A 26,564-nucleotide genomic window follows, 5' to 3' on the forward strand; every position below is an offset into this window, starting at 1 on the left:
TGACTGATTAGAACAGGTAACGAACACCAAATTGTGCCTGCCAACGAGAGCTCAACTGGCTAATTTGGTAGGCTACCGTAGGTGTGGTGCTAGCGTAGCTGAAGGTAGGACGGCCAGTAGTGCCATTCTCCAAGCCCTGGTAACGCAGCAGACCATAGTTGCCGTTCGATACGGAGTAGTCGCGGCCCCAATCCTTGTTCAATAGGTTGCCGAAGTTGGTTACGTCAACTGACAACTGAATGGTGTGGGTTTTATCACCCACCTTGGTGTAGAAGTCCTGTAGCAAACGTACGTCGATACGGTGCTGCCAAGGGGTACGGGCACCGTTACGGGCGGCGTACTCACCACGGTGCTTGCTCAGGTACTCATCGTTCTCGATGAACGTATTCAGCTGGTTCCAGATCTGGTCAACCGTACGGGTATCCGAAACGCCATCCGTTACCAACACAATCTCGTTTTGGCTGCGGGGGATGTAAATCAGGTCGTTTGAGTTGCTGGTGAAGCTACCGCCGTCATTGTTGATGTCAGCTCCGTAGTAGCTGTACGAGAAGGGCGAGCCCGACTGGCCGTTATAGAAGGCAGAGATAGTCGTGGCAAAGTGGTTCGCGTACTCCTTGCGGTACGAGAACGAACCTAGTACGCGGTGACGTAGGTCAAAGCTCGAGTAGGAGAGAGGCAGGTTGTTAGGACCAGAAACGTGGGGGTTGAATTCCCAGATCGAAACAGCCGTAGAGCTAGTGCCCGAGTACACGTCACGCGACTGGCCGTAGGTATAGGCCGAAGTAGCGAAGAAGTTCTGGTTCAACTGCTTCTTCAGTTCACCCGTGATGCTATACTGGTAGCCTTTGCTGGTGTTAGTCAGCATAATCACGTTGTTGAAGTCGCGGCTGTTGCGGTAGCGGGCAGTGCCGCTTGGGTACACCGGACGACCATCACCTTGCAATACACCGGTGGGGTTTACCAAGTTGATATCTACTGGCAGCACGTCGTTGAGCGTCTTAGAGTAGATACCTTCAACCGTGGCTACAATGCCGAGGGGCAGACGGTAGTCTACAGCAAAGTTCGTACGGATGAGCTGTGGGTTACGGAAGTCTTTGGCTGTAACAGCAATGCTGCCTTTTGCAGCCGTTGCGGGCGTGCTGCTAACCTGGTCGCGAACCGTAGCGTAGTTGCTACCTAAGCCTAGACCGGCTGCAGGACGGACAGTGCTGTTGTTCGTATCGTAGGTAGCGAAATCGACACCCGTGTTGCCGTACTGGTTGGAAATCCACACGTAGGCGGGGCGGCCCGTGAAGATACCTACACCACCACGTACTTGGAAGGTTTGATTCTTACGCACATCCCAGTTGAAACCGATACGAGGCGAGAATTGCAGACGTGACTTAGGCAGTCGGTCGGTCTTCACATCGTAAGCGTCGCCAGTAGCTGTAGCCATGGCGAACGTAGAGTCTACACGGGGATTGTACGAAGGCTTGTCGAAGTACACGGGCAGGTCTACGCGCAGGCCGGTAGTGAAGCGGAAGTTGTCCGTCACGTTGTATTCATCCTGAGCGTACAGGCCGAACTGAGCCGCACCAAATTTCGCCGTAGGCTTACCGCCGGGCAGGGCAAAGTTTTGACGGTAGCGGAAGCCCTGGTTAGTTATTGTGCCGTTGACAAAATCATTAATGCTTGGGAAGTTATAACGGCCCTGGGTGCTCTGTACAAACAAGTTGTCGAAACGGAAGATTTCGTTGTTGGTACCGAAGGTCAGGACGTGCTTACCCGCGAAGATGTTGAAGTTGTCGTTGATTTCCAGGATATCCTGGTCAAGGCGGTTCGCTACTGAGCTGAATTCCGAGCCAGCAAATATTGTCCCGTTGTTGGAAGTAATCTCAATTGAGGGAAATAGCTCTCCTACTGGCGTACGGCTGTCGCGGATGGTGGAGTAACCTACCAACAGGTTATTGGCATAGCGGTTACCAAAGCGGCTTTTCAGTTCGAGAACTGTCGCGTTGGTTTTGCTTAGGAACTGGTACGCGTTGTTGCCGAAACGGAAGTTGGTCAGGCTGCGGCTGATGTTATCGTCCGAAGCGTCTACGAAGTTGTGGCGCAGCGTAAGCTGGTGGTTCTGGTTGATGTTCCAGTCCAAACGAGCAAAGGCTTTGTTAGAACGGGTCTCGGCGTTGATTTCACCAAATGCACCAGCATCGTAGCCATACTCAGCTAGCTTGTTGGAAATACGCTGCAGGTCTTCCGTGCTAACAAAACGCACCAGGTTTGATGCGCCCGTGTTGCCACTGATTTCAGCGCTGCTACCCGTTTGGAACAGCAAAGGAGCCGTACGGCGGGTAATTTCGCCGTTTACAAAGAAGAACAGCTTGTCCTTAATGATTGGACCACCCAGGCGGAAACCAGCCTGGTAGTCGTTGAACTTGTCGAGCTTGGTACGCTCGCCCGCCGCGTTTGGCGTGGGGCTCTTACCAGCCGTGTTCTGGTTACGACCGAAGGCAAAAACGGACCCCGAGAAGTCGTTGGTACCCGAGCGGGTAATAGCGTTTACGCCACCACCGCTGAAGCGGCCCTGCCGCACGTCGTAGGGAGAAATTACAACCTGGAATTCCTGGATAGCGTCCAGTGAAATTGGGTTGGCTCCTGCCTGTCCACCAGGAGTACCGGTGCTACCTAGGCCGAACAAGTCGTTGTTCGAGGCACCGTCAATTTGAATGTTGTTGAAGCGGCTGTTACGGCCTCCCAGCGAGTTGCCATTGGCTTGGGGAGTCAGACGCGTAAAGTCGTTGAACGAGCGGTTGATGGTAGGCAAACGCTCAATTTGCTCGCGCTGCACGTTGGTAGCAGCACCGTTGCGCTCCGAGTTTAGCGTTGGGTCTTGGCGGCCACGTACTACTACCTCCGTCAGCTGTTGCGTAGCGTTGCTAAGGTTGATGTCGAGCTTTTGGTTCTGACCCAGAGTAAGGAAGATGTTCTCCCGTACCGCATCCTGATACCCAATGAACGTTACGCGGACCGTGTACGGACCACCTACGCGCATGTTCTGGATGTTGAAGCGACCTTCCGAGTTGGTTGGCGCTACGTATTGCGTGTTCGTGGGCGTGTGCACTACAATAACCGTAGCACCCGGTAGCCCGGCCCCGTCCTTGTCGGTGATAACACCGTTCATGGCCGAGGTAGTAGTACCCTGTGCCCAGCTTACATGCGCCGACAAAATTGCCAAAGGCAGCAAGGCCACATGGGCGTAAAGGTTTTGTCTCATAGAATGAGTAAGGTTGATGAAAAAAGGTGCTCTTGAAAGTTTAAAAAGCGGCGCAAAACTGCCGTGTTGACAACCGCATCACATTACTTCAGTGTTACTAGAGAAACTTTGCCTTTGAGGTCTTTTCGGCGCAAAGGTAAGAGGGAATTTCACAATCTTGGTCTTACTGCCTTAATGAATCTGCTTAGATAATAATCAGACTCCAACGCATTTTCTACTACACCTAAAGAACTGGAAGAGTGGATAAACTGTACACTCTCGTTGGACGCTTCCGTTATTAAACCCACATGCGTTATGGTATTGCTACCAGGTGAAGCACCGAAAAATACTAAATCGCCCGGCCGTAAATTCTGCGGTTTTACTGGGTCGCCCCATGCCGCCTGCTCGTTGCTAGAACGGGGAATAGTAACGTTGATAGCTGCAAATGACATGAAGAGTAGCCCAGAACAGTCCATGCCTAGCCGGTTAGTGCCACCAAACCTGTAGGGCGTTCCTTCGTATGACCGTGCCGTTTCAATCACGGAAACCACATTGCGCGGAACATTGGCTGGAAAGGGGTGGCGTACTGCCGGGCGTTTGACCGTTACCTTGCTTTTGCCAGCAGGAGTAGCCACTTTGGTTTTGGATTTGCTCACGGGTGCGCCGCCCCGGCGCCGCTCAGCTGCCTTGATACGAGCCATATCCCGGGCCGAGTGGTATCGGCCATTCCGATAGTTTACTTTCTTGGTGCCACTGCATGAAGCTAGCCAGCCTACACACAGTAGTAACAGCATCGACAACCAGCAGCGCCACTGCCCTGAATGCCGTACCTTCGTAACGTCGTGTTCCCGCATCGGGGCAAAGATACGTGAAGTGCTCATTTCGCTCCTCTATATATGGAATATCAAGTTTTGACCCCCACTCTCGTCACCGCTTTTGAGGCCATTGTGGGGCCGGCTCATGTGCTAACCGCGCAAACCGTTGAAGCCGATGTGTACACTGACTATGGTCGCGACCATACCGAGGACTTCCACTTCGCTCCCGACGTGGTTGTGCGCCCCGCTAACGCCGAGGAGGTAAGTCAGATTGTTCGCCTCTGCTACGAACATCATATTCCCGTTACGCCTCGCGGTGCGGGTACCGGCTTATCGGGGGGGGCGCTACCCATCCATCATGGGGTAGTGCTCAGCACTGAGCGCCTCAACAAAATCATTGAAATAGATGAGCGCAATCTGCAGGCAACTGTGGAGCCGGGCGTAGTAACGGAAGTATTTCAAAATGCTGTTAAGGAAGTCGGGCTATTCTACCCTCCAGACCCAGCCAGCAAAGGAAGCTGCTTTTTAGGGGGCAACTTGAGTGAGAGCAGCGGTGGCCCCAAAGCGGTAAAATACGGCGTAACGAAAGACTACGTGCTTAATATGCAGGTAGTGCTGCCTACCGGCGATATTATCTGGACCGGGGCGAACACGCTCAAAAATGCCACGGGTTATAACCTTACCCAGCTCATGGTCGGCTCGGAGGGTACATTGGGTATCATAACTCGCATTGTCTTTAAGCTCCTGCCTTACCCGCAGCAAAACTTACTGCTGCTAGCTCCTTTCCGCAAAGAGACGGAGGCTGCCGCTGCCGTATCTGCTATTTTCCGGGCTGGTATTGTGCCCTCCGGGCTGGAATTTATGGAGCGGGAAGCCATTGAGTGGTCGTCGCGCTACCTTAACATTCCGCTAAGCTTACCCGAAGATATCCGGGCCCACTTGCTGATCGAGCTCGACGGCCAAGACCTCGACCAGCTTTATAAGGAGGCCGAAGCTGTGTATGGAGTGTTGGAGAACTACGACGTAGATGAGATTCTGCTAGCCGATACAGCTGGGCAAAAAGACGACTTGTGGCGCATCCGTCGCAACATTGGTAATGCAGTGCGCTACAATTCGGTGTATAAAGAAGAGGATACGGTAGTGCCTCGCGCCGAATTGGCTACTCTGTTGCAGGGAGTAAAGGAGATAGGACAACGCTATGGATTCAACTCCGTGTGTTACGGGCACGCTGGCGACGGAAACCTGCACGTCAACATTATCCGGGGTGATTTGGATGACGAAATGTGGAACCATGGTCTGCAAGAACCCATCAAGGAACTGTTCCGACTTTGCGTACGCCTCGGTGGTACTATTTCCGGTGAGCATGGAATTGGCTTGGTGCAGAAGCCGTACATCGGTATTGCACTGGGAGAGCCGCAACTCAACTTGATGCGTGGAATCAAACAGGTATTTGACCCCCGCGGTATCATGAATCCTGGTAAGATCTTCTAGTCAGAATACCGACTAGGTAAATGGTGTAAAACCGCTAGCTGCTTACGGCAAACAAAAAAGCCTCGTATTCAACGAGGCTTTTTTGTTTAGCAAGAGAACTGGCAGACTACTGCTGTTCGCCTTTTAGTTTGTCTTCGCCGCCGTAAGGGGCACCGGCAGTAATATCGCCCTGTAGGCCGCCCTGTGAAATACCTGGAGCGCTATCGGGTTGCTGAGAGGTAGTAGTGTTACCATCCCCCGACAGTTGGGAGCCGGTTGCTGGCTGGCCGTTGCCGGTTATAATGGTGGTTTTCTCACCAACCGGCCCGGCTATTTCAGCCACTTTCTGGACGTATTGACGTTTGGCGTCGTCTTCGCTAACGCCTTTGAAACGGCTCCACGAATCCCATTGTGCCTGCGACATTCCCTGGGGGCCGCTTGGGTTATCAGGGGTATCATCGCCTACTTCGTCACCACTAGTATCATGGTCACCCTCAGTGGCTTGTTTATAGAGGCCGTACAATTCGGTCATATGGGCAGCAGCTTTGTCGCCGGGCAGTGCGTCCACGCGCGATACAGCGGCTTCAAACTCTCGTTGCAGGCTAAGCTGGTCTTGCAAATTCATAGAGGTGGCGGGCTAGAAGGGAAATTTTACTGGGTGTACTAACGTGGCACGGCTTTGGTTGCGAGCCGCGGCCGGAGTTTTTCAGAACTCAAGTCCTGATAGTTCGTACTTTTGCCCGCCCTATGTGTGGAATTACTGGAATATTCGCCTTTACTGAAGCGGGCCGTAGCTCGCTGGCCTCCTTACGAGCCTCAACTGACGCCATCTCCAGCCGGGGGCCCGATTCGCAGGGCCATTTCGTCTATGATCGGTGCGGGTTAGGCTTTCGTCGTTTGGCCATCCTCGACCTCACCGCCGATGGCAACCAGCCCATGACGGATGAATCGGGACGCTATACTATTGTATTCAACGGCGAGATTTTCAACTTCAAGGAGTTGCGCCAGAAGTTGATCAGCAAAGGTCACCGCTTCCACTCCCAAACGGATACGGAGGTAGTACTACAGCTATATATTTCGGAAGGACGCAACTTTCTTAAGAAGCTGAACGGTTTCTTCGACTTTGCCATTTATGACAAAGAAGAAGATTCTATGTTCTTGGCCCGCGACCGGATGGGGGAAAAGCCCTTACTCATCTACCGCGACGAGGACAAGTTGATGTTTGCTTCTGAAATGAAGTCGTTGCTGGCCCTCGGGATTCCGCGCAAATTAGATTATGTGTCGTTGAGCCACTACTTGCAGCTCAACTACATTCCAGGTCCAGCCACTATTTTTCGGGGAGTAAAGAAGCTGTTGCCCGGCCACTACTTGTACATGAAAGGCAAGAAAGTGGTGCGTAAACGCTGGTATAAAATTCCTTACGATCCCAAAAAGGTTGATAAGATCAAGCTCAGCTACGAGGAGCAGCAGAAGAAGCTCGTTGATTTGCTCGACGACGCTACAGCCCGCCGTTTGGTAGCCGACGTACCCCTGGGTGCTTTTCTCAGTGGCGGTATCGACTCTAGCGTTATTGTTGCTTTGGCTTCGCGCCATACCCAGCATCTGAATACGTTCAGCATTGGTTACCGCGACGAGCCTTTCTTCGACGAAACGAAGTATGCTAAGCTGGTTGCAGACCGCTACAAAACCAACCACACCGTTTTTTCGCTTACGAATCAGGACCTCTACGACCACATCTTTGATGTCCTGAACTATATCGACGAGCCGTTTGCCGATTCCTCCGCGTTGGCTGTATACATCCTCAGCAAGCGCACGCGCGAGAAAGTAACCGTTGCGCTGTCTGGCGATGGTGCTGACGAACTATTTGGGGGCTACAATAAGCACATGGGCGAGTTCCAGGTGCGGCAAGGCGGTTTCAAGGCTGAAGCAGTAACTGGCCTGAACTTACTTTGGGATGTGCTGCCCAAGTCGCGCAACTCCTTCTTCGGCAACAAAGTCCGGCAGTTTCAGCGCTTCTCTCGCGGTATGCTTAGCGGCCCCAAAGACCGGTATTGGGATTGGGCTTCTTTCGCTTCGGAAAAGGATGCGCGAACTTTGTTGAGCCCGGCTGCTCGCCGCAAAGTAGGTAAAAAGCTGGCCGACAAGCGTCGTAAAGACATTCTGGAAGATTTGCACGCCGATGGCGACCTGAACGAGGTGTTGCTCACGGATACCAAATTGGTGCTGCCTTATGACATGCTCACCAAGGTAGACCTGATGAGCATGGCTAACTCCCTGGAGGTACGCCCCCCTTTCCTCGATCCTAACGTGGTACGCTTTGCCTTTTCACTGCCCGTCGAAAGCAAAATCGACGCGAACATGAAAAAGAAAATCGTGCAGGATGCCTTCCGGCCAATGCTCCCTGAGGAACTGTATAAACGTCCGAAGCACGGATTTGAAGTTCCGCTGTTGAAGTGGTTCCGTGGCGAGCTACGCCCCCTAATTGAGGATGATTTGCTTTCTGATGCTTTTGTTGAAGCCCAAGGGGTATTTGATGTAGCGGCTATTCAGGCGCTGAAAACCCAGCTTTTTTCGCGTAGTCCTGGCGATGTACACGCTCGCATCTGGGCACTGATTGTCTTTCAATGGTGGTGGAAAAAATGGATGATGGCCTAAGCTCAGCCGTGTTCATCATGGCAAAGGCATAGTAGATTCTTTCCTGTATTGAAATAACTTGCCGGCCGATTCCAACTTCCATATCCGTTTGATGAGCTCTATAGGCCCGCCGCGTAAGCTTTCTATCGTTATTCCAGCCTATAACGAGGGTGCTACTATTCACTTGATTTTAAATCAGGTGAAGGCAGTAAAGCTTTTAGCAGATATTGAAAAAGAAGTCATTATTGTAAACGACTGCTCACAGGATAACACGGAAGAAGCGGTGCAGCACTATATGGCTGCAAACCCGGATCTTCCTATTAAATATCGGAAACATACTGTAAACCAAGGAAAAGGCGCAGCACTACACACTGGTATTCGAGAAGCAACTGGTGACTATATTGTCATCCAGGATGCTGACCTTGAATATGATCCGGAAGAATACAACGTCCTATTGCGTCCAGTACTCCGTGGCATGGCCGATGTCGTGTATGGTTCGCGCTTTATGGGTGGAAAACCCCACAGAATCCTGTTCTTTTGGCACAGCATCGGTAACCACTGGCTGACAATGCTGTCAAATGCCTTTTCCAATCTTAACCTGACGGATATGGAAACGTGCTATAAACTTTTTCGTCGGGATTTAGTACAGGGGTTGCATTTAGAGGAAAAGCGCTTTGGCTTTGAACCCGAAGTAACCCTTAAAATCGCGCGTATTCCTAATGTTCGTATTTATGAGGTAGGAATTAGCTACTACGGCCGCACATACGCAGAAGGCAAAAAAATCGGCTGGCGCGACGGCTTCAGGGCTATTTACTGCATCATTAAATATGGCCTTTTCACTTAACCGCAGGGTATTTGAAACACCTTTTCATCAGTAACACCATACTCTTTCTCTCCATATGAAAATTGCAGTAGTAGGTACCGGGTACGTGGGCCTTGTAACAGGCACTTGCTTTGCCGAGGTAGGCATTGATGTCACTTGTATCGACATCGACCAGAAAAAAATTGACAACCTCCACAAGGGCATCCTACCCATTTATGAGCCGGGCTTGGAGGAAATGGTATCACGCAACGTGGCTGCCAACCGTCTGCACTTCTCTACCAACATTGCGGAAGCCATTCAGGGCTGCGATGTTGCATTCATTGCAGTGGGCACGCCTCCCGGCGAAGATGGGTCTGCTGACCTGAAGTACGTGCTGGCAGTGGCGCGTAGCATCGGCGAAAACATCAATAACTATTGTGTTATTGTTACGAAAAGCACGGTTCCCGTTGGTACTGCTGCTAAGGTGCACAAGGAAATTGCGGACGCTTTGGCTAAGCGCAGCGCCGACATCGAATTTGATGTTGCTTCTAACCCCGAGTTCCTGAAAGAGGGTGCTGCCATCGATGACTTCCTCAAGCCTGACCGTATTGTGGTAGGCATCTCTTCGGAGCGTGCTGAAGAGGTAATGAGCCGCCTCTACAAGCCATTCCTGCTCAATGGTCACCCCATCATCTTCATGGACATTCCTTCGGCCGAGATGACGAAGTACGCAGCCAACTCTATGCTGGCTACCAAGATTTCGTTCATGAATGACATTGCCAACCTGTGCGAAATCATGGGTGCTGATGTAAACATGGTGCGTAAAGGCATTGGCTCCGATGCTCGTATCGGCACTAAGTTCATCTATCCTGGTATCGGTTACGGCGGCTCTTGCTTCCCCAAGGACGTGAAGGCCCTCATCAAAACGGCTTCTGAGAACGGCTACCAGATGCAGGTACTGCAGGCGGTAGAAGGAGTAAATGAGGCCCAGAAAGAGGTGCTGTTCAGCAAAGTGAAAAAACACTTCGGCAACGACCTCAAAGGTAAGAAGATGGCAATCTGGGGTCTGTCGTTCAAGCCCAAGACAGATGATATGCGCGAAGCTCCTTCGTTGGTTATCATTGAAAAACTGTTGGCTGAAGGTTGCACCGTATCGGCTTACGACCCAGTGGCAATGCCCGAGGCAAAGCACTCCCTTGGTGATAGCATCACCTATGCGAAAGACCAGTTCGATGCATTGGTAGATGCCGACGCTCTGCTAGTTGTAACCGAGTGGCCTGAGTTCCGCTCACCTTCCTTCGATGTAGTAGGCCGCTTGCTGAAGCAGAAAGTTATTTTCGACGGTCGTAACATCTACGACCCAGCCGAAATGAAAGAAGCCGGTTTTGCTTACCACTGCATTGGTATCCGGACGGCTCACCACGAGCCAGCATAGTTCTCGGTTACTACGCTAATAGCCGAAAAGGAGCTGCCCTACCAAGACTAGCTCCTCCATTCAAGAGATTCAACGTTTTACACTATGTCTGACAAAAAACGCGTCTTAATTACCGGCGGTGCGGGCTTTCTAGGCTCTCACCTCTGCGACCGGTTCCTGGCGGAGGGTTACCACGTCATCGCCATGGATAACCTGGTTACGGGTGATCTGAAGAACATCGAGCACTTGTTCGGTAAGGAGGACTTCGAGTTTCATCACCACGATGTATCGAAGTTTGTGTTTGTGCCCGGCAAGCTGGACTATATCCTGCACTTCGCCTCGCCAGCTTCTCCAATCGACTACCTCAAAATTCCAATCCAGACACTGAAGGTAGGCTCACTCGGTACGCACAACCTGTTGGGTCTGGCGCGCGTGAAAGGTGCTCGTATGCTGATTGCCAGCACTTCAGAGGTATACGGCGACCCCGAAATTCACCCCCAAGTAGAGGAGTACTTCGGTAACGTAAACCCCGTAGGTCCGCGCGGCTGCTACGATGAAGCCAAGCGTTTCCAGGAGGCTATTACCATGGCCTACCATAACCACCACGGTTTGGAAACCCGCATCATCCGCATCTTCAATACCTACGGCCCTCGTATGCGCCTCGATGACGGCCGCGTACTGCCAGCGTTCCTGTCGCAGGCGCTGCGCGGCGAGAACCTGACGGTGTTCGGTGATGGCATGCAGACGCGTTCTTTCTGCTACGTGGACGACCTCGTAGACGGTATCTACCGCCTGTTGCTGAGCGATTACCACCTGCCCGTGAACATCGGTAACCCCTCCGAAATCACGATCAAGGAGTTCGGTGAAGAAATTGCTCGTCTAACCGGCGTAGAGTTCAAGCCCGACTATCGTCCGCTACCCGAAAACGACCCCATGAAGCGTCGTCCGGATATCACCAAGGCGAAAGAAATCCTTGGCTGGGAGCCGAAAGTTGACCGCGCAGAAGGTCTACGTCGTACCCTGGAGTACTTTAAGGAGCACGTGAAGTAAAAGCCGCACATGTTCTGAGTGATGGAGAATCCTTGCCTGTTATCATACGGGCAAGGATTTTTCTTTTACTTCGTGGGCTACTTGTTCTGTTGCCTTACTTACTATGCCGCCTGATCCTGCCCTGAAACCCCATTTGATTACCTTCCCAACCACGGGAGAATCAGGAACTGGGTACATAGCCGTAGCAGAAGCAGGCGCTAGCATTCCATTTACCACGCAGCGCAGCTACTGGACATACTTTACGCCGGAAAGTATTGTGCGTGGCCGCCATGCGCATTACCGTACAGAGCAAGTGCTAGTAGCCGTAGCTGGTCGTATTGTAGTGCTCACGGAAATGCCAAATCAGGAGCTACAGACGTTTGTACTGGAAAAGCCTAACGTAGGCGTGTACATTCCGCCCTATTGCTGGCACACGATGCAGTATTCGCACAATGCGGTGCAACTCGTGTTGGCCTCCACGCTCTATGAGGAAGCGGACTACATTCGTGAATACGCGGAGTTTAAGCGGCTATGAACTCGCTAGCAACAGCTGTAGCAGCTCGCAGGGCGGTGCTGCCTTTCTACTCCCCGTATCATTTCATTTATCGTAAGTCGCTACCTAGCCCTACGGCTGGAGAGCAAGAAGAACAGCGTCTCCTACACTTTGGAGCGGCAGTTGATGAGCGGCGGTGGGATGATTCAGCTACTGCTACCAGCTTTCTATACCAAATACTTCGGTGGGATAGCCAGATAGCAGGGGTTCCTACGGTTAAGGTGCGTGCCATCCTGTTTGCTACTCCTGCCTTGTCCCTAGAAAGTGTAAGACGGTTTGTACGTGAGTTGGAGGCGCAAGGCATACGGTACGCTGTAATGGAAGTGCCCGTTGAGGATATTCGGGTCCTGCAAGGGTTGAATGAAGCCGCTTGGCAACTACTAGAAACCCGACTGCACTACGTGCACGATGCGTTAAATACTTTAGCTGAGGCGCGCTACCCAGTACGTGCTGCTACACGTGCGGAGCAGTCTACAATCGGGGAAGTTTCGCGCAACAATGCCAACCCCTACGATCGATTTCATGCAGATCCCTTTTTTACGAAGCAGCAAGCCGACACATTTTTAGCCGAATACGCGGCCGCAGCAGTTGCCGGCTATTGCAATGAAGTACTAGTACCAAATGACCCCGACGTGGTGCTAGATAGCTTTCTGGCCCTGAGTTACTTCGCCTCTTCCAGCACCTCAGGGCTAGACGTAGCTCGAGCCGTGTTAGCGGCGGTAGGACCCGCCAATAAAGGGTGGCATCGGAAGCTACTGAGTGAGGCGCTGTACCGTGCGAAAGACAACCATGCCAGCGTAATGCTGATGACAACGCAGGCTACTAACCGGGCCGCCGTGCACAATGCCGAGCAATTGGGGTTCCGATTAGGGACCGTTACGCATACCATCCGTTGGGCCACCTCAGGTGGGTAAAACCTTTTATTTCGCGCCATTTTCAGGCAAGGTGCGTGTGCTGCACCAGCCGTCATCCACTACCTTGTGCGCATGCCCAAGCTGTCCATTATCATTCCCTGTTATTTCAACGAAGCCAATATTCCGGTTACTACCGAAGCCCTGCTGCTCAATGAAGCTCGCTTTCCATCGGAAGTCACCTTCGAGTATGTGCTGGTAGATGATGGCTCCGGGGATGGGACAGTAGCCGCCTTGCGCGCCTTTCAAGAGCGCCAGCCGGGTAAGGTGCGGATAGTAGAACTAGCGGGCAACGTAGGTTCTTACAACGCTATTGTGGCAGGTATGGCTCATGCTACCGGCGACTGCAACGTCATTATCACCGCCGATATGCAAGACCCTCCTGAGCTAATGGTAGCCATGTATCAGTACTGGCAGCAGGGAATTAAACTCGTTATTGGCAATAGGCAGGACCGCCAGGAAGATGCCATTACGAAGCTATTGGCACGGGTATTTCACGGCTTGATGCGCCGCTTTGCCTTGCGAAACATTCCCCGCGGCGGGTTCGACTACGTGTTCTTCGACCGGCAGATACGCGAGCAGATTGTGCAGTTGCAGGAGCGCAACAGCAATGTCTTCTACTTGATGACGTGGCTGGGTCATGCTTATGTCAACATTCCCTATGTGCGCAGCCGCCGGGAGATAGGCCGCTCCCGCTGGACGCTCTCCAAGAAGGTTAAGCTGTTCCTGGATTCTTTTCTGTCCTTCTCGTTTTTTCCCATTCGAGCCATTTCGGCCGTGGGAATTAGCCTGGGAGTTATTGCCCTGCTCTACGGTTGCTATTTGGTATTGCTGCGCCTAAGTGGTGTGCAGGAGCCCGCCGGCTGGACCATGCTCATGGTCGTTCTGCTGTTCGTGTCCGCCTTTCAGATGATGGCCCTTGGTATCATTGGAGAGTACGTGTGGCGTAGTTTGGATGCCGCGCGCAATCGGCCATTATACGTAGTAAAGGAAGTACGCGAGCCTTCCAACTCATAAATCAAGTAGGGACGTTCATGCAAATTCCGTTTCTCTCGTTTGCCGGTCAGCACGACCCTATTCGGGAAGAAGTAGTAGCGGCTATGGCCCGAGTCTACGACAGCCATTGGTATGTACTAGGGGAGGAGGTAAGACGGTTTGAACAAGACTATGCCGCCTTCAACCAAGTAGGCCACTGCGTGGGGGTAGCAAACGGGCTGGATGCGCTCCACCTATGCTTGCGGGCCCTGAATGTGGGGCCTGGTGATGAGGTGCTAGTTCCCAGCAATACGTACATCGCCACCTGGCTGGCGGTGTCGTACGTAGGGGCTACCATCGTGCCCGTTGAGCCGCGTATCGATACCTATAACCTAGACCCAGATCGGCTAGAAGAAGCCATTACGGCCAGAACGAAGGCCATACTGCCAGTGCACTTATACGGGCAGGCTTGCCAGATGGACGCCATCATGCAAATTGCCCAACGCTACAACTTATGTGTAGTGGAGGACAATGCCCAGGCTCAAGGGGCAAGTTGCCAGGGCAGGCTTACGGGTAGCTTTGGGCAGGTAAACGCAGTAAGCTTTTACCCCGGCAAAAACCTGGGTGCCCTGGGGGATGCCGGGGCCGTAACAACGGATGATGCATTCCTGGCGGCGCAAATCAGAACCTTGCGAAACTACGGCTCCCAGCAGAAGTATCGGAATGAAGTGGTGGGGTACAACTCCCGCCTCGACGAGTTGCAGGCCGCTATTCTAGGGGTTAAGCTACCCTACTTAAACCACTGGACCCAGCAGCGGCAGCAGCTTGCAGCGTGGTATACCCAGCACCTAACCGGCATTCCAGAAATTGTATTACCACAAACGGCCACTGCCTGTACGCACGTGTATCATGTGTACGTGATTCGTACCCGGTACCGCGACGAGTTGCAGCAGTACTTAACGCAACACGGAATCGGTACGCTCATTCATTATCCAATTCCGGCCCACCTACAGCCTGCTTACAAACACCTGGAATTTCAGGCAGGGCAATTTCCAATTGCCGAAGAGCTAGCCCGTACTAGCGTAAGCCTTCCGCTGTGGCCGGGTCTGACGTTGGAACAGGTTGTTTTCGTGTGTGCGTGTATCAGGCGTTTTTTTGCTGCTGCGCGCTAAGGTGAGCTGCCGCCCGTAGCGGGCGTTGGCAGGTGTGGGCTTACTGTCTGTGGGCTTATTGTGTAACTGATAAGCTGATAATAGCTAGCTTTGCAAGGTAGATTGGAATAATGCTGCTCCTCTGACAAGGTGTGGTTGATAGGTAAACTTTATTCATGCTCCTGTGAAAGTTGTGATTCTTGCTGGTGGCCTAGGTACTCGTCTTTCCGAAGAAACGGTGCTCAAGCCCAAACCAATGGTAGAAATTGGTGATATGCCCATTCTCTGGCATATTATGAAAATCTATTCGGCACATGGCTTCAATGACTTCGTTATCTGCCTCGGTTATAAAGGCTACGTTATAAAGGAATACTTTGCCAACTACTTCCTGCACAAGTCAGACGTAACCATAAATCTGAAGGAGAACTCCTTGCAGGTGCACGACAGCTTCGCCGAGCCCTGGAATATTACCCTCGTAGATACCGGCATGGAAACCATGACGGGTGGGCGCATAAAGCGGGTAAAGCAGCACATCGGCAACGAAACCTTCTTTCTAACCTACGGCGACGGAGTTGCGGATGTAAATATTCGTGAGTCGTTGGAGCAGCACCAGCAGAGTGGCAAGCTGTGCACAGTTACGGCGGTGCAGCCCAGCGGCCGTTTTGGAGCACTCAACTTTGGTGAGCAAGATGCCGTGACTTCCTTTACGGAAAAGCCCAAGGGCGACGGTGCCTGGATTAACGGCGGATTCTTCGTGTGCGAGCCAGCCGTAATAGACTACATCGAAGACGACGCAACCATTTGGGAGCGGGAGCCGCTGGAGCGTATTGCCGCTGCCGGTCAGATGCAGGCCTACAAGCACCACGGCTTCTGGAAGCCCATGGATACCCTACGCGACAAAATAGAGCTGGAAAACGACTTGCGGAACGGAGTGGCAAAGTGGAAAACGTGGTAGGTATGGACCTGAAAGCAGTTTACCAGGGTAAAAAAGTGTTCCTGACCGGGCACACCGGCTTCAAAGGCGCTTGGCTATTACAGTGGCTACACATGCTGGGTGCTCAAGTAAAGGGCTATGCCCTGGCTCCCGAGCAAGAGGAAGACCTGTACAACCTGATTCAGGGCGACACGCTGTGCGAATCAGTCATTGCCGATTTGCGCGACCGGGAAAAGCTGGAAGCGGAAATTGTGGCGTTCCAGCCCGACTTTATATTTCACTTGGCAGCCCAGCCGCTCGTGCGCCTTTCTTACGAGATACCCGCCGACACCTTTGCCATTAATGCAATTGGTACGGCCTACGTACTGGATGCGGTGCGCCAGCTAGAGAAGCCCTGCACCATCGTTCTTATCACCACCGATAAGGTATACGAGAATAAAGAGTGGGTATATCCCTACCGTGAAACCGACCGGCTAGGTGGTTATGATCCGTACAGCGCCAGCAAGGCCTGCGCAGAGCTGGTTATCAACTCCTATGTGCAATCCTTCTTTAACCCAGCCGCATACGAGCAGCACCGGAAAGGTATTGCCGTTGGGCGCGCGGGCAATGTGATTGGCGGCGGCGACTGGGCCAAGGACCGTATTATTCCGGATATAGTGCGGGCTCTGCGAAACGACGTGCCTGTTACTGTTCGGAACCCGAAAGCTGTGCGGCCTTGGCAACATGTTCTTGAGCCAATAAGTGGCTATTTATTGCTAGGGGCTAAACTTGCAAATGAGCCTAAGCAATATGGAGGTGCTTGGAATTTTGGCCCTCAGGCAGAGGATAATAAAACTGTTGGAGAAGTAGTTGAAACAGCTATTGCGGTTTGGGGCAGTGGCAGTTATGAGTCTTCTATATTGGCTAATCAGCCACACGAAGCAGGGTTATTAAAACTTGATATCAGCAAGGCAACAAGCCAGTTACATTGGGTGCCAAAATATAAATCTGAGGAGGCTATACAAGAGACTATAAATTGGTATAAGATATTTTGTGCGGAAAGCTCACAAATATTGGAGTATACGATAAAAACGATACAACGGTATTCTACGATATGAAAATTTCTATAATAGGATCTAATTCACTTCTGGCTTCTTACATAATTGAACAATTATGTAAAGATGATGCCCATTACATTCGTCTTTTTGGTAAAGAAGCGCCAAGTAATAAAAAGGCAAACATAGCCTTTGAGTACTTTAGATATCCTGAGAATGGGTTTGATTTATCTTCTTTGCTTGACCAAGATGTTGTTATTTATTGTGCTGCTACAGGCGTTCAAGCGAATAAGGCTTTTGACGTTTCACTTATATATGAGATTAATGCCTTTTTACCGATAAGGATAATTAACTATTTATCTGAGAAGAAATTTTCTGGTAAATGGATAAGCTTTGGATCTTATTTTGAAATAGGTGACAATGAACATGTGCATGCGTTTAACGAAAGCGAAATAGTTAATAGCGAACGTAAAATACCAAATCATTATTGTTCATCTAAAAGGCTGTTGACTAAATTTATTAGCAATAGTTTATATTCAGTAAAAGCCTTTCATTTAATTCTACCAACAATATACGGTAATAAAGAAAATGACTCTCGTTTAATACCTTACATAGTTGAAGCCTTAAGTAAAGGAAAACCAGTACAACTAAGCAAAGGCTTACAGGTAAGGCAATACCTTCACTGCAAGGATGTTGTATCCTTGGTGCAACTGCTTGCTTCAAATGATTACCCGCAAAGTATTTATAACGTAGCGAATGAACCGCCTATCCAGATAGCAGAACTCATTCACTATATATATGCCCTGTTCAATGATAGTGCTAATAGCGCCCTAGGGACGCTTAGTACAAGAGATGAAGGCATGAAATACCTTGCTCTTAACACTGAGAAGGTTGGTAAGCATATTTCTCAGTGGAAACCCACCATTGGAATTAAAGAAGGAATAAAAGAATACTTGTAAATATGGGACTTTCTGAGAAAATACAGTTGATTGACAGACGTATTCTTGTTGATAGTAGAGGCTATTTTTTAAAAGTGCTGACTGGAACTGAGGAAGGGTTGCCTGCATACACAGGTGAGATTTACCTTACTTCAGCAAAACCAGGTGAAGCTAAAGGAGGCCATTATCATCCCAAAGCGAATGAGTGGTTTACTCTTATTCAAGGAGAGTGTGAGCTTAAACTTACAGATATTAAGACTGGCGAAAAGCTTGCGAAAACTTTGCACTCTTCCGAACCTTGTACAGTCTATATTCCTAACAATGTAGCGCATACATTCCTTAATACTAGTAATGCAAATGATTTTCTCCTATTAGCTTATACAGATCAGCTATATGACCCTATTGATACTATTCCATTCGCTCAATAATTGATAAATGCTGTAAAAACTGAAAAAACATTTATGCAATACAATGACACTACTCTTCTGACAATCATGATTCCGACTTATAATCGGAATCATAAAGTTTTGCTTTCAGTAGAAAGGTTAGTTTCTCAACTAAATAATAATGTTAAATTAATAATATTTGATAATTGCTCTGATATTGCGGTTAGTGAGACAATTGGTCATATAAAGCACGAAAATATTGAAGTAGTTAGGCATAGCAGTAATATAGGCATGTCTGCTAATTTTATTTCTTGCTTTGAAGCCTGCCAGACAGAATGGATGTGGTTATTGGGCGATGATGATCCGCCAGCGTTAGATGCTGTTGATAATATTATTTCTGATATATGCAGTTATAATGATTATTCATTTATTAATTACAAAAATCCTTATGCAATAAAAAGGCAAAGTAATTTTACAACCCAAGGACTTGAAGGCCTAATTGAAGGCATGGATGACTTTGGAAACATATTATTTATATCTGTTGGTTTGTATCATCTTAGTAAATTAAAGCCTAACAAAAGATTTGCTAACCAGCTATCATATTCTTTAGCGCCTCATCTAGTTTATCTTTTTACTGGGCTTCAAGAAGATGCTAAAGTTCTGTTCAGTAATAAGGTATTACATGATTTCTCTCTTAGAACTACTACTCCCGACGAGGATTGGTCTTGGCTATCATTAAGCTTAAGTATACCTGTTTTATATGAAATACCTTTAAATATAGGTCAAAAGGCGAAAGAAAAATTTGCTGAATTAGTGCTGACTCATGTGAAAAAACCAAGTCAAATTTATGGAATAATTGAGCAGCCAAACACTATTAATATGCCCTTGTATGAGAAAAGATATCTGTTAAGACAAATATATTTTAGATCTCTCCTGTACAAAGGATTTGATAGATATTTTTTATCGTGGTTATGGTGTGATTTAAAATTGAGAATAAAGTATGCTTTAAAAAAGCGTGATTCTACTTATAATATAGAGAGATATAAGAGAATATAATGTTTGTAGCATTTAATTATGTATGCTGTAAACACAGTCAATTTTTTGGCTCACAGAGGTGTTATAAATGAAGGTTTCAGTTGTAATACCTTGCTTTAACCATGGTCAATACATACAGGAAGCACTACAAAGTGTCGAATGCAATGTAGGTAACATCCCGTATGAAATAATCATAGTTGATGATGGCTCAACGGATGCCCATACCTTAATGGTGATGGATGTACTTGAGCAGGGTGGGTACACTGTTATACGTCAGACAAACCAGGGTTTGGCAGCTGCTAGGAATGTTGGTATCTCTTTGGCAAGAGGGAAGTACATTATTCCTTTGGATAGTGACAACAAGCTGCATAGTAACTATTTAACCAAAGCGGTACAGTTACTAGATGATAATCACGAGGTAGAAGTAGTGTATGGCAAACCCATGTTCTTTGGTGAAGAAACTGGATTAAGAGAGGTTGGAGAGTATGATTTTTTTAAAATCATTCAATGCAATTACATTGATGCTTGCGCTCTGTTCAGGCGTGAAGTTTGGCAGAAAGTAGGCGGATATGATGGAGCTATGCCAGCTATGGGAAATGAGGATTGGGAATTTTGGATTCATAGCTTTCTGCTCGGTACAAAATTCATGTACCTAAACGAAATATGCTTCTACTATCGAGTTTCACCTAACTCGATGTCTGTCTCAGTTACTAGGCCCGGCTTTGAGCAGAATAAAACATATATATATACAAAGCACGGCTCCGCTCTTATTAAAAGACTACTAGATGAGCTACACACTCTAGATTATATAAGGAAAAATAAATTTAGAACTGTAGCTAAAATTATACTAGGTGTTAATTTATAATACAAATTTGTCACTTTGTTTGCACGCACCTGATGCCTAAAGTCACTGTCATAGTTCCAAACTACAATCATGCACGGTATTTGCCTTTGCGCATTGAAAGCGTATTGCAGCAAACAGAGCAGGATATAGAGGTGTTGTTGCTCGATGACTGCTCACCCGATAACAGTAGAGAAATTCTTGAGCAGTATGCTGCAAAGGATTCTCGCATTACACTAGTGTATAACGAGCAGAACAGCGGTAGCACTTTTCATCAGTGGAATAAGGGGCTATCCTTGGCTAAAGGAGAGTACATATGGATTGCGGAGAGTGATGATTATGCTGAACCAAACTTTCTAGAAACCTTATTGCGCCCCCTTCAGCAGGACTCAGCAATTGGATTAGTGTATTGTGAATCACAAACAGTTGATGAGGATAACCGTGAATTAGGTATACATCATATTATGCCGAAGGAACTGGAGGGGGCCTTATTAAATCAGAACTTTGTTGTTCATGGTATTGATTTAATTAAACAGTTCATGTCTTTCTGCAATATTGTACCTAACGCAAGCGGGGCAGTCATGCGGCGTAGTGTCTTGAAACAAGCGGGACCTGCTGATGCAAATTATCGCTTGGTAGGAGACTGGATATTCTGGGCCAAGATTATGGCGATATCAAAAGTGGCTTTCATCTCTACACCTTTAAATTACTTCCGGCAGCATACAAACAACGTACGCAGTAATACACTTCGTAGTGGCCTAGCACTCGTAGAGGAAGCTAGGGTTATGCAGGCTATCAAGGCATTTGGAGAGCCTAATAAAGCTAATTACGAAAAGAAAATAAATAATATTCTTGGCAAATGGTTTTATGCTTTTGTGGCTAATCACGAGATGCCTTGGAGCTTGCACCGCCAATTATATAGAGAATTGTGCGCTCTTGAGCCTACATTTCCTAGACGATTTACTAAATACTTTTTTTCGACAATGATCGAGAACAAATTCAGTGGTTTACGTCAATTAATCGGAGATGGATTGCTCAAAAGGATAGTTTCCAAGTAATACGAACAATAGGTTCAATATTGGGGGCTTACATTTCGTATTTTTCCTAAATTCAGCTTAAGTAGCTGACATAACCGAAACAGGCATGCCAAGAGTAACTGTCATTATTCCTAATTATAATCATGCCCTGTATTTGCCAAAACGCATTGATAGCGTTTTGAAGCAAACAGAGCGTGATTTTGAAGTACTACTTCTGGATGATTGTTCTCCTGACAATAGCCGAGAAATAATTGCCCATTATGCTGCTCAGGATAAACGGATTAAGGTAGTTCTGAACGAGCAGAACAGTGGAAGTACTTTTCATCAGTGGAATAAGGGGCTATCCTTGGCTAAAGGAGAGTACATATGGATTGCGGAGAGTGATGATTATGCTGATCCACGCTTGTTAGAAACCCTTGTGGCGCGGCTCGAAGCCGACCCTCAGGTTGGCATAGCGTACTGCATGTCTATCAGTGTTGATGAGAAAAGCCAGCCTGTTGGCAATCATTATGCATACTATGAAGAAGTAGATGCTCAGCGCTGGGCCCATGACTTCACCATTCCTGGGATTGAGCTTGTGCAGCGTTACATGCCCTTCCGTTGTATCATCCCGAACGCTAGCGCCGTAGTCGTTCGGCGTAGCGTAATTGAACAAACCGGCCCGGCAGATGAAACGATGCGACTATCCGGGGACTGGGCATATTGGTCGAAAATCCTGGCCTCTTCTAAGGTAGCTTTTGTTGCTGAGCCCCTAAACTACTTTCGTCAGCATACCAATAATGTGCGCAGTAAAGCATTGGTCACGGGTCTGGCTTTAGCGGAAGAAGCACATATTCTGAAATTCTTGCAGCAGTTCGGACCACTGGATTCAGCAGTCTATCAAAAGAAAATAGACAGCCTCCTGCAACGCTGGTTTTACGGCATGGTGAATTACAACATCACGCCTAAAGTGCACAAGGAAATTTACGCTCGGCTTGCACAAGTAGACCCTCACTTTGCACGTCGTTTCGCATCCGCTTTCAGCCGTTTCTTGTTCGGTAACAACATGAGCGGTATACGGCAGTTTATTGGCGACAAACTGCTAGCTCGCTAAACTAAAAAGAGCGGCTCTATAGGGTCGCATTTCTACTTGTTTTCTTGCTTTACATGCTTTCACCTAAGTTAAGCCTTATTATTGCCTCGAAAGACCGAAAGGCTATTTTAGCAGTAACGCTAGAAAAAGTACATCGAGCGTTGCAGGGAGTGCCAGCAGAAGTGCTGATTATTAATGACTCCAAAACAGAGAGTATTTCTCTGCCCGCCGAGTATCAGGATAAAGTGCGGGTTATTGATAATCCTAAAAGCGGAGTTGCTTCAGCGCGGAACTTAGGTGCGAAAAACGCATTGGCCCCATTGCTAGTCTTTATGGACGACGATATGTGGGTAACAGCTGAGAACATTCAAGTAACAGTGGACTTATCTCAGCAATATTCGCAAGAGCCGCGTTGCTTCAACTTAAATTGGGTGTATCCTCCTGATTTACAGAAATATGTTCAAAGCACTCAGTTCGGGCGCTACTTACATCATTATGGGTTTGACTCATTAAAAGGGTGGTGCCGTGGTTTACCGTGGAATGACAATGAGTTGTTTGCCACTCCGGGCATTACGAGTCAGTATTTAGCTATTCGCAAGGTAGACTTTGAAAAAGCTGGGGGCTATAATGAGAATTTCCCACATGCTGGTTTTGAAGATCATGAATTTAGCCAGCGCTTAGCCGAGCATCAAATACAGCCATACATTTGTCCTACCAGCATTATGTATCATAATGAGGCAGACCGAATGAATTTAACTGCATGGCTAGCTCGGAAAAAGCGGGGTGGTGAAACGCGAAGGGTCGCTGTTGAGCTTGGTCACCAAGAGCTGGTGTATGATTATGGTCTTCTAAAAGGCAGCGTTTATCAAGTTATAAGCCTCATACGTCCAGCGGTGATGGGGATGTTGACGCTTATACCCAATAAGAAGGCTTTTGATAAACTCTATTTTGGTCTTACAAATCTGCTGCTAGGGGCTGCCTTATATAGCGGCTATCAGATGGTTCCGTCGCGTGCGTAGCCGCTTAAGGGAAGCTTAATGTAAGGTGCACCAGATAGGTTTACCTATCTTTGTGGTTTCATACTGCGTGCCACACGGCAAAAGCGTCACTCTGTTTCTAACCTGCAGCCGTGAGTAACTGCTGCTTTAGCGCGTCTAAGGAAGTTTAGCTACCAAGCGCTTTTCTAGAGTATTAAGAACAAAACAATGAATCAAGGTATTATCAGCGAAACATTACGTAATGTACTGTTTTACTTGTCCGACGCGGACCGGCGGAAAGCAGTATGGATGTTTTTATTGCTGATCTTCTCCTCAGTGCTAGACGTTTTTGGTTTAGCGTCATTGGTTCCAGTAATTATGGCTGCCTCGCAGCCTGGATCTATATTCCGTAACCAATATTCCAATTGGCTTTATCATGCACTAGGTTTTCAATCGGAAACAGCTTTTTTAGTTGCACTTATAATTCTGCTTGTGATATTCTTTCTTATAAAGAATTTATTCACAACCCTAGTGAATTATCAGCAAGTCCGATTCACTGCACAAATTGCTTTGAATGTAGTAGGTACCCAAATAGATAAATATAATAATTTGTCTTTTTGGGACTTTAGCAGGTTGGGTTCATCTAACTTAGTCCACTTTACGGTAGGTATTCCGCAAGCTTTTGTTAATGGTATTATTCGTCAGTTGTTTGTTCTGCTTTCAGAAGCTGTTGTCATTCTCGTAATTATTGTTGCTATCCTAGTTTATCAACCCGTTTTATTTATGGTGTTGGCTTTAGTGCTAGCTCCAGCTACTGTCTTTACGTACCGCCTGTTGCGTAATCGCTCTATGCGCATCGGCACCCGGGTTGACGCGCTACGACCAGTAACCTATTTGTTGCTTTCGGAGGCTTTTGCCGGCTATATCGAGCTTAAACTTGCTGGTAAGCAATTTCAAGTAAAGGAAAAAGTAATCGAGAATCAGAACGAATTACAGGACCTAGAAGCTGTTTCTTATCTCTATGGACAGCTACCTCTCAAAATGATTGAAATGGTGGCTATACTAGCAGTGGCCACTATCTTTTTATACTCCCTTCTATTATCAAAAAATCCTGAAAATCTAGTAACGATAATTGGACTATTTGCAGCAGCAGCATACCGCCTGATGCCATCAGTCAATCGTCTAATTATTGCGATGGTTTCGTTAAAGCAACACCGATTCACATTTGATAATTTAGGCAGCCATCGGGACCTAGTGCATCAAGTACTGCCCCCTCAGCAACCCTTGGTATTCAAGAATTCCATAGAGCTGCGAAACGTATCTTTTACATTCCCAGAGACAACTAAGCCGGTATTAAATAATATTTCTTTCAAGGTTAATAAAGGAGAAAGAATAGGCCTTATCGGTTCCTCCGGCTCTGGTAAGACTACCTTAATGAATCTGTTGCTGCGGTTTTATGAAGAACAGCAAGGGAAGCTACTTATCGATAACCAACCATTAACGGAGCACAATCTCGAAGCTTGGTATAAGCTAGTAGGGTATGTAAAGCAGGATACCTTCTTGATGGAATCATCTATCCGGGATAATATCACCTTGGCAGATCAAAAGGTAGATGAGCAACGGTTGCAGTACGCTATTGAGCAGGCCTCATTAACAGACTTTATTCAATCACTACCCGATGGTATTGAGACATTTGTAGGCGAACGAGGGTCGCGTCTTTCCGGAGGCCAGCGCCAACGAATTGGTATTGCTCGTGCATTGTATAAGCGCACGGAGGTACTACTTATGGATGAAGCCACGAGTGCATTGGACAACGAAACCGAGCGGGAGGTAAATGAAGCAATCAGTCGCCTTGCAACTACTGATATTACCATTTTCATCATTGCTCACCGCATCACGACTCTGCGCGACTGCACGCGTATTTACGAGTTGAAGGATGGGGAATTAATTGCAGAGCGGACTTACGAGGAGTTGGTAAGCCGTACGATGGCATCTAGCAAGTAGGAGGGAAGAGACTTGTATAGCTGGCTTTGCTAGCACTCAGTTGTTGTTTATGGCTGCTTCTACAGTACCCGGCGCCCCTGTTCGCGTCACTTACGTCATTTCTGCTGTCAATAAGGCACTAGCTTTTGAATGGATTGCCAAACACTTGAACCCAAGTAAGGTAGCCTTATCCTTCATTTTGTTGAATCCTGGAGACAGTGAACTAGAGCAATATATCCGGGGTCTGGAACTTCCTGTAGCACGGGTTATCTATCGTGGAAAAGCTGACCTACTACGCGCCATACGTGAAGTGCGTAGTCAGCTCAAAACCTGGAAAAGTCAGGTAGTGCATACGCATCTGTTTGATGCTAATGTGGTAGGACTGTTGGCAGCTTGGTCGGTAGGCGTACCGCGTCGCATATTGACGCGTCACCACTCTACCCTGCACCATCAGTATTTCCCCCGCGCTGTGTACTACGACCGGTTCACGAATACTCTTACAACCCATATTGTTGCCATCACGGAGATGGTCAAGCGGATATTGGTGGAAAAAGAGGGCGTGAAACCACAAAAGATTCGCCTGATTCATCATGGCTTTGACTTGGCTACTTTCATGCAGCCAAAGCCGGAGCGGGTAGCTGCTTTGCGGCAGAAATACAAAACGCAGGATGCCTACCCGGTTATCGGTGTTATTGCCCGCCAGACCGAGTGGAAAGGAATTCAGTATATTATTCCTGCCTTCGCCACACTACGTGAGCAGTATCCCTCCGCCAAACTACTGCTGGCTAATGCTCACGGCGACTACCAAAAGGAAATCCAAGCCCTCCTGCAGCAATATCTGCCAGCCGAGTCCTACGAGCAAATCCGTTTTGAAAACGATCTGGGCTCGTTATATCAATTGTTTGATGTGTACGTGCATACGCCCATCGACGACCACAGTGAGGCTTTTGGGCAAACCTACGTGGAAGCACTGGCAGCTGGTATTCCAGCAGTATTTACGCTTTCAGGCGTGGCACCAGAGTTTATCCGTCACGAGGAAAATGCCTTAGTAGTTCCCTTTGCCGACAGTGCTGCCATTGCTGCCGCCATGCAACGCTACCTGACTGACCCTACGTTACGCGCACACGTACAAACCACCGGGCAGGCCGTTGCTACTCAACGTTTCGGGTTAGATACTTATCTTTGCGCATTGGAAGATCTGTACTGCGGTTAGTAAGTAAATGTGCTGCGGCTTTCAGTCCTAACTTCTCATCGACATCTGGTTTTCATTGCGGAACTGAAGGGTGGTACTGCCCCACGGCTGTCTGCTCGTTGATTCCGTCTCTCAAGCGTTCTGTTCCC

General features: G+C 48.4%; 23 protein-coding genes. 20 read left to right on the forward strand and 3 right to left on the reverse strand.

Annotated features, from left to right (window positions below; all coding sequences use genetic code 11):
• Nucleotides 1-7: 7 nt before the first annotated feature.
• Nucleotides 8-3,253 carry a TonB-dependent receptor gene (locus CHB83_RS13680; RefSeq protein ID WP_089333030.1) on the reverse strand — a complete coding sequence of 1,082 codons (3,246 nt, stop codon included), beginning with the start codon at nt 3,251-3,253 and terminating at the stop codon, nt 8-10.
• A gap of 149 nt (nt 3,254-3,402) precedes the next feature.
• Nucleotides 3,403-3,933 (reverse strand): C40 family peptidase, encoded by a 531-nt coding sequence (locus CHB83_RS13685; RefSeq protein ID WP_089333162.1) that lies wholly within the window; start codon nt 3,931-3,933, stop codon nt 3,403-3,405.
• A gap of 195 nt (nt 3,934-4,128) precedes the next feature.
• Between CHB83_RS13685 and CHB83_RS13690 the strand changes: the two genes are divergently transcribed.
• A complete protein-coding gene (locus tag CHB83_RS13690) occupies nt 4,129-5,538 on the forward strand; it encodes an FAD-binding oxidoreductase (protein WP_089333031.1) in 1,410 nt (469 codons plus the stop codon).
• A gap of 106 nt (nt 5,539-5,644) precedes the next feature.
• Here the strand turns inward: CHB83_RS13690 and CHB83_RS13695 are convergent, their stop codons facing one another.
• Complete coding sequence (locus CHB83_RS13695; protein WP_052694920.1) at nt 5,645-6,142, reverse strand: acyl-CoA-binding protein; 498 nt, start codon at nt 6,140-6,142, stop codon at nt 5,645-5,647.
• A gap of 122 nt (nt 6,143-6,264) precedes the next feature.
• Here CHB83_RS13695 and asnB point away from each other — a divergent pair, with 122 nt between their 5' ends.
• From asnB to CHB83_RS13790, 19 genes are all read left to right on the forward strand, one after another.
• Nucleotides 6,265-8,172, forward strand: coding sequence for an asparagine synthase (glutamine-hydrolyzing) (gene asnB, locus CHB83_RS13700; protein ID WP_089333032.1), 1,908 nt, complete (start codon nt 6,265-6,267; stop codon nt 8,170-8,172).
• Nucleotides 8,173-8,263: 91 nt separating this feature from the next.
• Nucleotides 8,264-8,995, forward strand: a complete 732-nt coding sequence (locus tag CHB83_RS13705) for a glycosyltransferase family 2 protein (RefSeq protein WP_089333033.1) — start codon at nt 8,264-8,266, stop codon at nt 8,993-8,995.
• Nucleotides 8,996-9,050: 55 nt separating this feature from the next.
• On the forward strand, nt 9,051-10,388 hold the full coding sequence (locus tag CHB83_RS13710; protein WP_045687110.1) for a UDP-glucose dehydrogenase family protein: 1,338 nt from the start codon (nt 9,051-9,053) through the stop codon (nt 10,386-10,388).
• Nucleotides 10,389-10,472: 84 nt separating this feature from the next.
• Nucleotides 10,473-11,417, forward strand: coding sequence for a UDP-glucuronic acid decarboxylase family protein (locus CHB83_RS13715; protein WP_045687111.1), 945 nt, complete (start codon nt 10,473-10,475; stop codon nt 11,415-11,417).
• A 103-nt stretch (nt 11,418-11,520) separates the two neighbouring features.
• Nucleotides 11,521-11,931 carry a sugar 3,4-ketoisomerase gene (locus CHB83_RS13720; protein ID WP_045687112.1) on the forward strand — a complete coding sequence of 137 codons (411 nt, stop codon included), beginning with the start codon at nt 11,521-11,523 and terminating at the stop codon, nt 11,929-11,931.
• Entirely contained in the window at nt 11,928-12,863 is a 936-nt protein-coding gene (locus CHB83_RS13725) for a hypothetical protein (protein ID WP_089333034.1), read from the forward strand. Before CHB83_RS13720 ends, CHB83_RS13725 begins: the two co-directional genes overlap by 4 nt.
• 72 nt (nt 12,864-12,935) lie before the next feature.
• A complete protein-coding gene (locus tag CHB83_RS13730; RefSeq protein ID WP_089333035.1) occupies nt 12,936-13,877 on the forward strand; it encodes a glycosyltransferase family 2 protein in 942 nt (313 codons plus the stop codon).
• Nucleotides 13,878-13,894: 17 nt separating this feature from the next.
• Nucleotides 13,895-15,007, forward strand: a complete 1,113-nt coding sequence (locus CHB83_RS13735; protein ID WP_089333036.1) for a DegT/DnrJ/EryC1/StrS family aminotransferase — start codon at nt 13,895-13,897, stop codon at nt 15,005-15,007.
• 163 nt (nt 15,008-15,170) lie between these two features.
• The gene (gene rfbF, locus CHB83_RS13740) at nt 15,171-15,941 is read left to right on the forward strand and encodes a glucose-1-phosphate cytidylyltransferase (protein WP_089333037.1); all 771 of its coding nucleotides are present in this window, start codon (nt 15,171-15,173) and stop codon (nt 15,939-15,941) included.
• Between the two features lie 2 nt (nt 15,942-15,943).
• Nucleotides 15,944-17,017, forward strand: coding sequence for a CDP-glucose 4,6-dehydratase (gene rfbG, locus CHB83_RS13745; RefSeq protein ID WP_089333038.1), 1,074 nt, complete (start codon nt 15,944-15,946; stop codon nt 17,015-17,017).
• Entirely contained in the window at nt 17,014-17,913 is a 900-nt protein-coding gene (locus tag CHB83_RS13750; protein WP_089333039.1) for an NAD-dependent epimerase/dehydratase family protein, read from the forward strand. The genes rfbG and CHB83_RS13750 overlap by 4 nt, the downstream gene beginning before the upstream one ends.
• Nucleotides 17,914-17,915: 2 nt before the next feature.
• Nucleotides 17,916-18,320: a polysaccharide biosynthesis C-terminal domain-containing protein gene (locus tag CHB83_RS13755; protein ID WP_089333040.1), complete on the forward strand. Its 405-nt coding sequence runs from the start codon at nt 17,916-17,918 to the stop codon at nt 18,318-18,320.
• A 66-nt stretch (nt 18,321-18,386) separates the two neighbouring features.
• Nucleotides 18,387-19,334, forward strand: coding sequence for a glycosyltransferase family 2 protein (locus CHB83_RS13760; protein WP_179225532.1), 948 nt, complete (start codon nt 18,387-18,389; stop codon nt 19,332-19,334).
• Nucleotides 19,335-19,401: 67 nt separating this feature from the next.
• Entirely contained in the window at nt 19,402-20,178 is a 777-nt protein-coding gene (locus CHB83_RS13765) for a glycosyltransferase family 2 protein (RefSeq protein WP_089333042.1), read from the forward strand.
• Nucleotides 20,179-20,210: 32 nt separating this feature from the next.
• Nucleotides 20,211-21,212, forward strand: coding sequence for a glycosyltransferase family 2 protein (locus CHB83_RS13770; protein WP_089333043.1), 1,002 nt, complete (start codon nt 20,211-20,213; stop codon nt 21,210-21,212).
• A gap of 85 nt (nt 21,213-21,297) precedes the next feature.
• On the forward strand, nt 21,298-22,284 hold the full coding sequence (locus CHB83_RS13775; protein WP_089333044.1) for a glycosyltransferase family 2 protein: 987 nt from the start codon (nt 21,298-21,300) through the stop codon (nt 22,282-22,284).
• Nucleotides 22,285-22,337: 53 nt separating this feature from the next.
• Nucleotides 22,338-23,282, forward strand: coding sequence for a glycosyltransferase family 2 protein (locus CHB83_RS13780; RefSeq protein WP_089333045.1), 945 nt, complete (start codon nt 22,338-22,340; stop codon nt 23,280-23,282).
• Nucleotides 23,283-23,468: 186 nt separating this feature from the next.
• The gene (locus CHB83_RS13785) at nt 23,469-25,244 is read left to right on the forward strand and encodes an ABC transporter ATP-binding protein (RefSeq protein ID WP_089333046.1); all 1,776 of its coding nucleotides are present in this window, start codon (nt 23,469-23,471) and stop codon (nt 25,242-25,244) included.
• A 49-nt stretch (nt 25,245-25,293) separates the two neighbouring features.
• Nucleotides 25,294-26,436, forward strand: coding sequence for a glycosyltransferase family 4 protein (locus CHB83_RS13790; RefSeq protein ID WP_089333047.1), 1,143 nt, complete (start codon nt 25,294-25,296; stop codon nt 26,434-26,436).
• Nucleotides 26,437-26,564: the final 128 nt, after the last annotated feature.

This window comes from Hymenobacter mucosus (assembly GCF_900188255.1).
GTDB classification, from domain to species: domain Bacteria; phylum Bacteroidota; class Bacteroidia; order Cytophagales; family Hymenobacteraceae; genus Hymenobacter; species Hymenobacter mucosus.

Bases quoted from the DNA above. Each gene is read 5' to 3' on its own strand.
- CHB83_RS13790 (WP_089333047.1), top strand. From the start codon at position 25,294: ATGGCTGCTTCTACAGTACCCGGCGCCCCTGTTCGCGTCACTTACGTC.
- CHB83_RS13725 (WP_089333034.1), top strand. From the start codon at position 11,928: ATGAACTCGCTAGCAACAGCTGTAGCAGCTCGCAGGGCGGTGCTGCCT.
- CHB83_RS13710 (WP_045687110.1), top strand. From the start codon at position 9,051: ATGAAAATTGCAGTAGTAGGTACCGGGTACGTGGGCCTTGTAACAGGC.
- CHB83_RS13785 (WP_089333046.1), top strand. From the start codon at position 23,469: ATGAATCAAGGTATTATCAGCGAAACATTACGTAATGTACTGTTTTAC.
- CHB83_RS13775 (WP_089333044.1), top strand. From the start codon at position 21,298: ATGCCAAGAGTAACTGTCATTATTCCTAATTATAATCATGCCCTGTAT.
- CHB83_RS13770 (WP_089333043.1), top strand. From the start codon at position 20,211: ATGCCTAAAGTCACTGTCATAGTTCCAAACTACAATCATGCACGGTAT.
- CHB83_RS13780 (WP_089333045.1), top strand. From the start codon at position 22,338: ATGCTTTCACCTAAGTTAAGCCTTATTATTGCCTCGAAAGACCGAAAG.
- CHB83_RS13765 (WP_089333042.1), top strand. From the start codon at position 19,402: ATGAAGGTTTCAGTTGTAATACCTTGCTTTAACCATGGTCAATACATA.
- CHB83_RS13755 (WP_089333040.1), top strand. From the start codon at position 17,916: ATGGGACTTTCTGAGAAAATACAGTTGATTGACAGACGTATTCTTGTT.
- CHB83_RS13720 (WP_045687112.1), top strand. From the start codon at position 11,521: ATGCCGCCTGATCCTGCCCTGAAACCCCATTTGATTACCTTCCCAACC.
- CHB83_RS13715 (WP_045687111.1), top strand. From the start codon at position 10,473: ATGTCTGACAAAAAACGCGTCTTAATTACCGGCGGTGCGGGCTTTCTA.
- CHB83_RS13705 (WP_089333033.1), top strand. From the start codon at position 8,264: ATGAGCTCTATAGGCCCGCCGCGTAAGCTTTCTATCGTTATTCCAGCC.
- CHB83_RS13730 (WP_089333035.1), top strand. From the start codon at position 12,936: ATGCCCAAGCTGTCCATTATCATTCCCTGTTATTTCAACGAAGCCAAT.
- CHB83_RS13750 (WP_089333039.1), top strand. From the start codon at position 17,014: ATGAAAATTTCTATAATAGGATCTAATTCACTTCTGGCTTCTTACATA.
- CHB83_RS13690 (WP_089333031.1), top strand. From the start codon at position 4,129: ATGGAATATCAAGTTTTGACCCCCACTCTCGTCACCGCTTTTGAGGCC.
- CHB83_RS13680 (WP_089333030.1), bottom strand. From the start codon at position 3,253: ATGAGACAAAACCTTTACGCCCATGTGGCCTTGCTGCCTTTGGCAATT.
- CHB83_RS13695 (WP_052694920.1), bottom strand. From the start codon at position 6,142: ATGAATTTGCAAGACCAGCTTAGCCTGCAACGAGAGTTTGAAGCCGCT.
- CHB83_RS13760 (WP_179225532.1), top strand. From the start codon at position 18,387: ATGATTCCGACTTATAATCGGAATCATAAAGTTTTGCTTTCAGTAGAA.
- asnB (WP_089333032.1), top strand. From the start codon at position 6,265: ATGTGTGGAATTACTGGAATATTCGCCTTTACTGAAGCGGGCCGTAGC.
- rfbG (WP_089333038.1), top strand. From the start codon at position 15,944: ATGGACCTGAAAGCAGTTTACCAGGGTAAAAAAGTGTTCCTGACCGGG.
- CHB83_RS13735 (WP_089333036.1), top strand. From the start codon at position 13,895: ATGCAAATTCCGTTTCTCTCGTTTGCCGGTCAGCACGACCCTATTCGG.
- CHB83_RS13685 (WP_089333162.1), bottom strand. From the start codon at position 3,933: ATGGCTCGTATCAAGGCAGCTGAGCGGCGCCGGGGCGGCGCACCCGTG.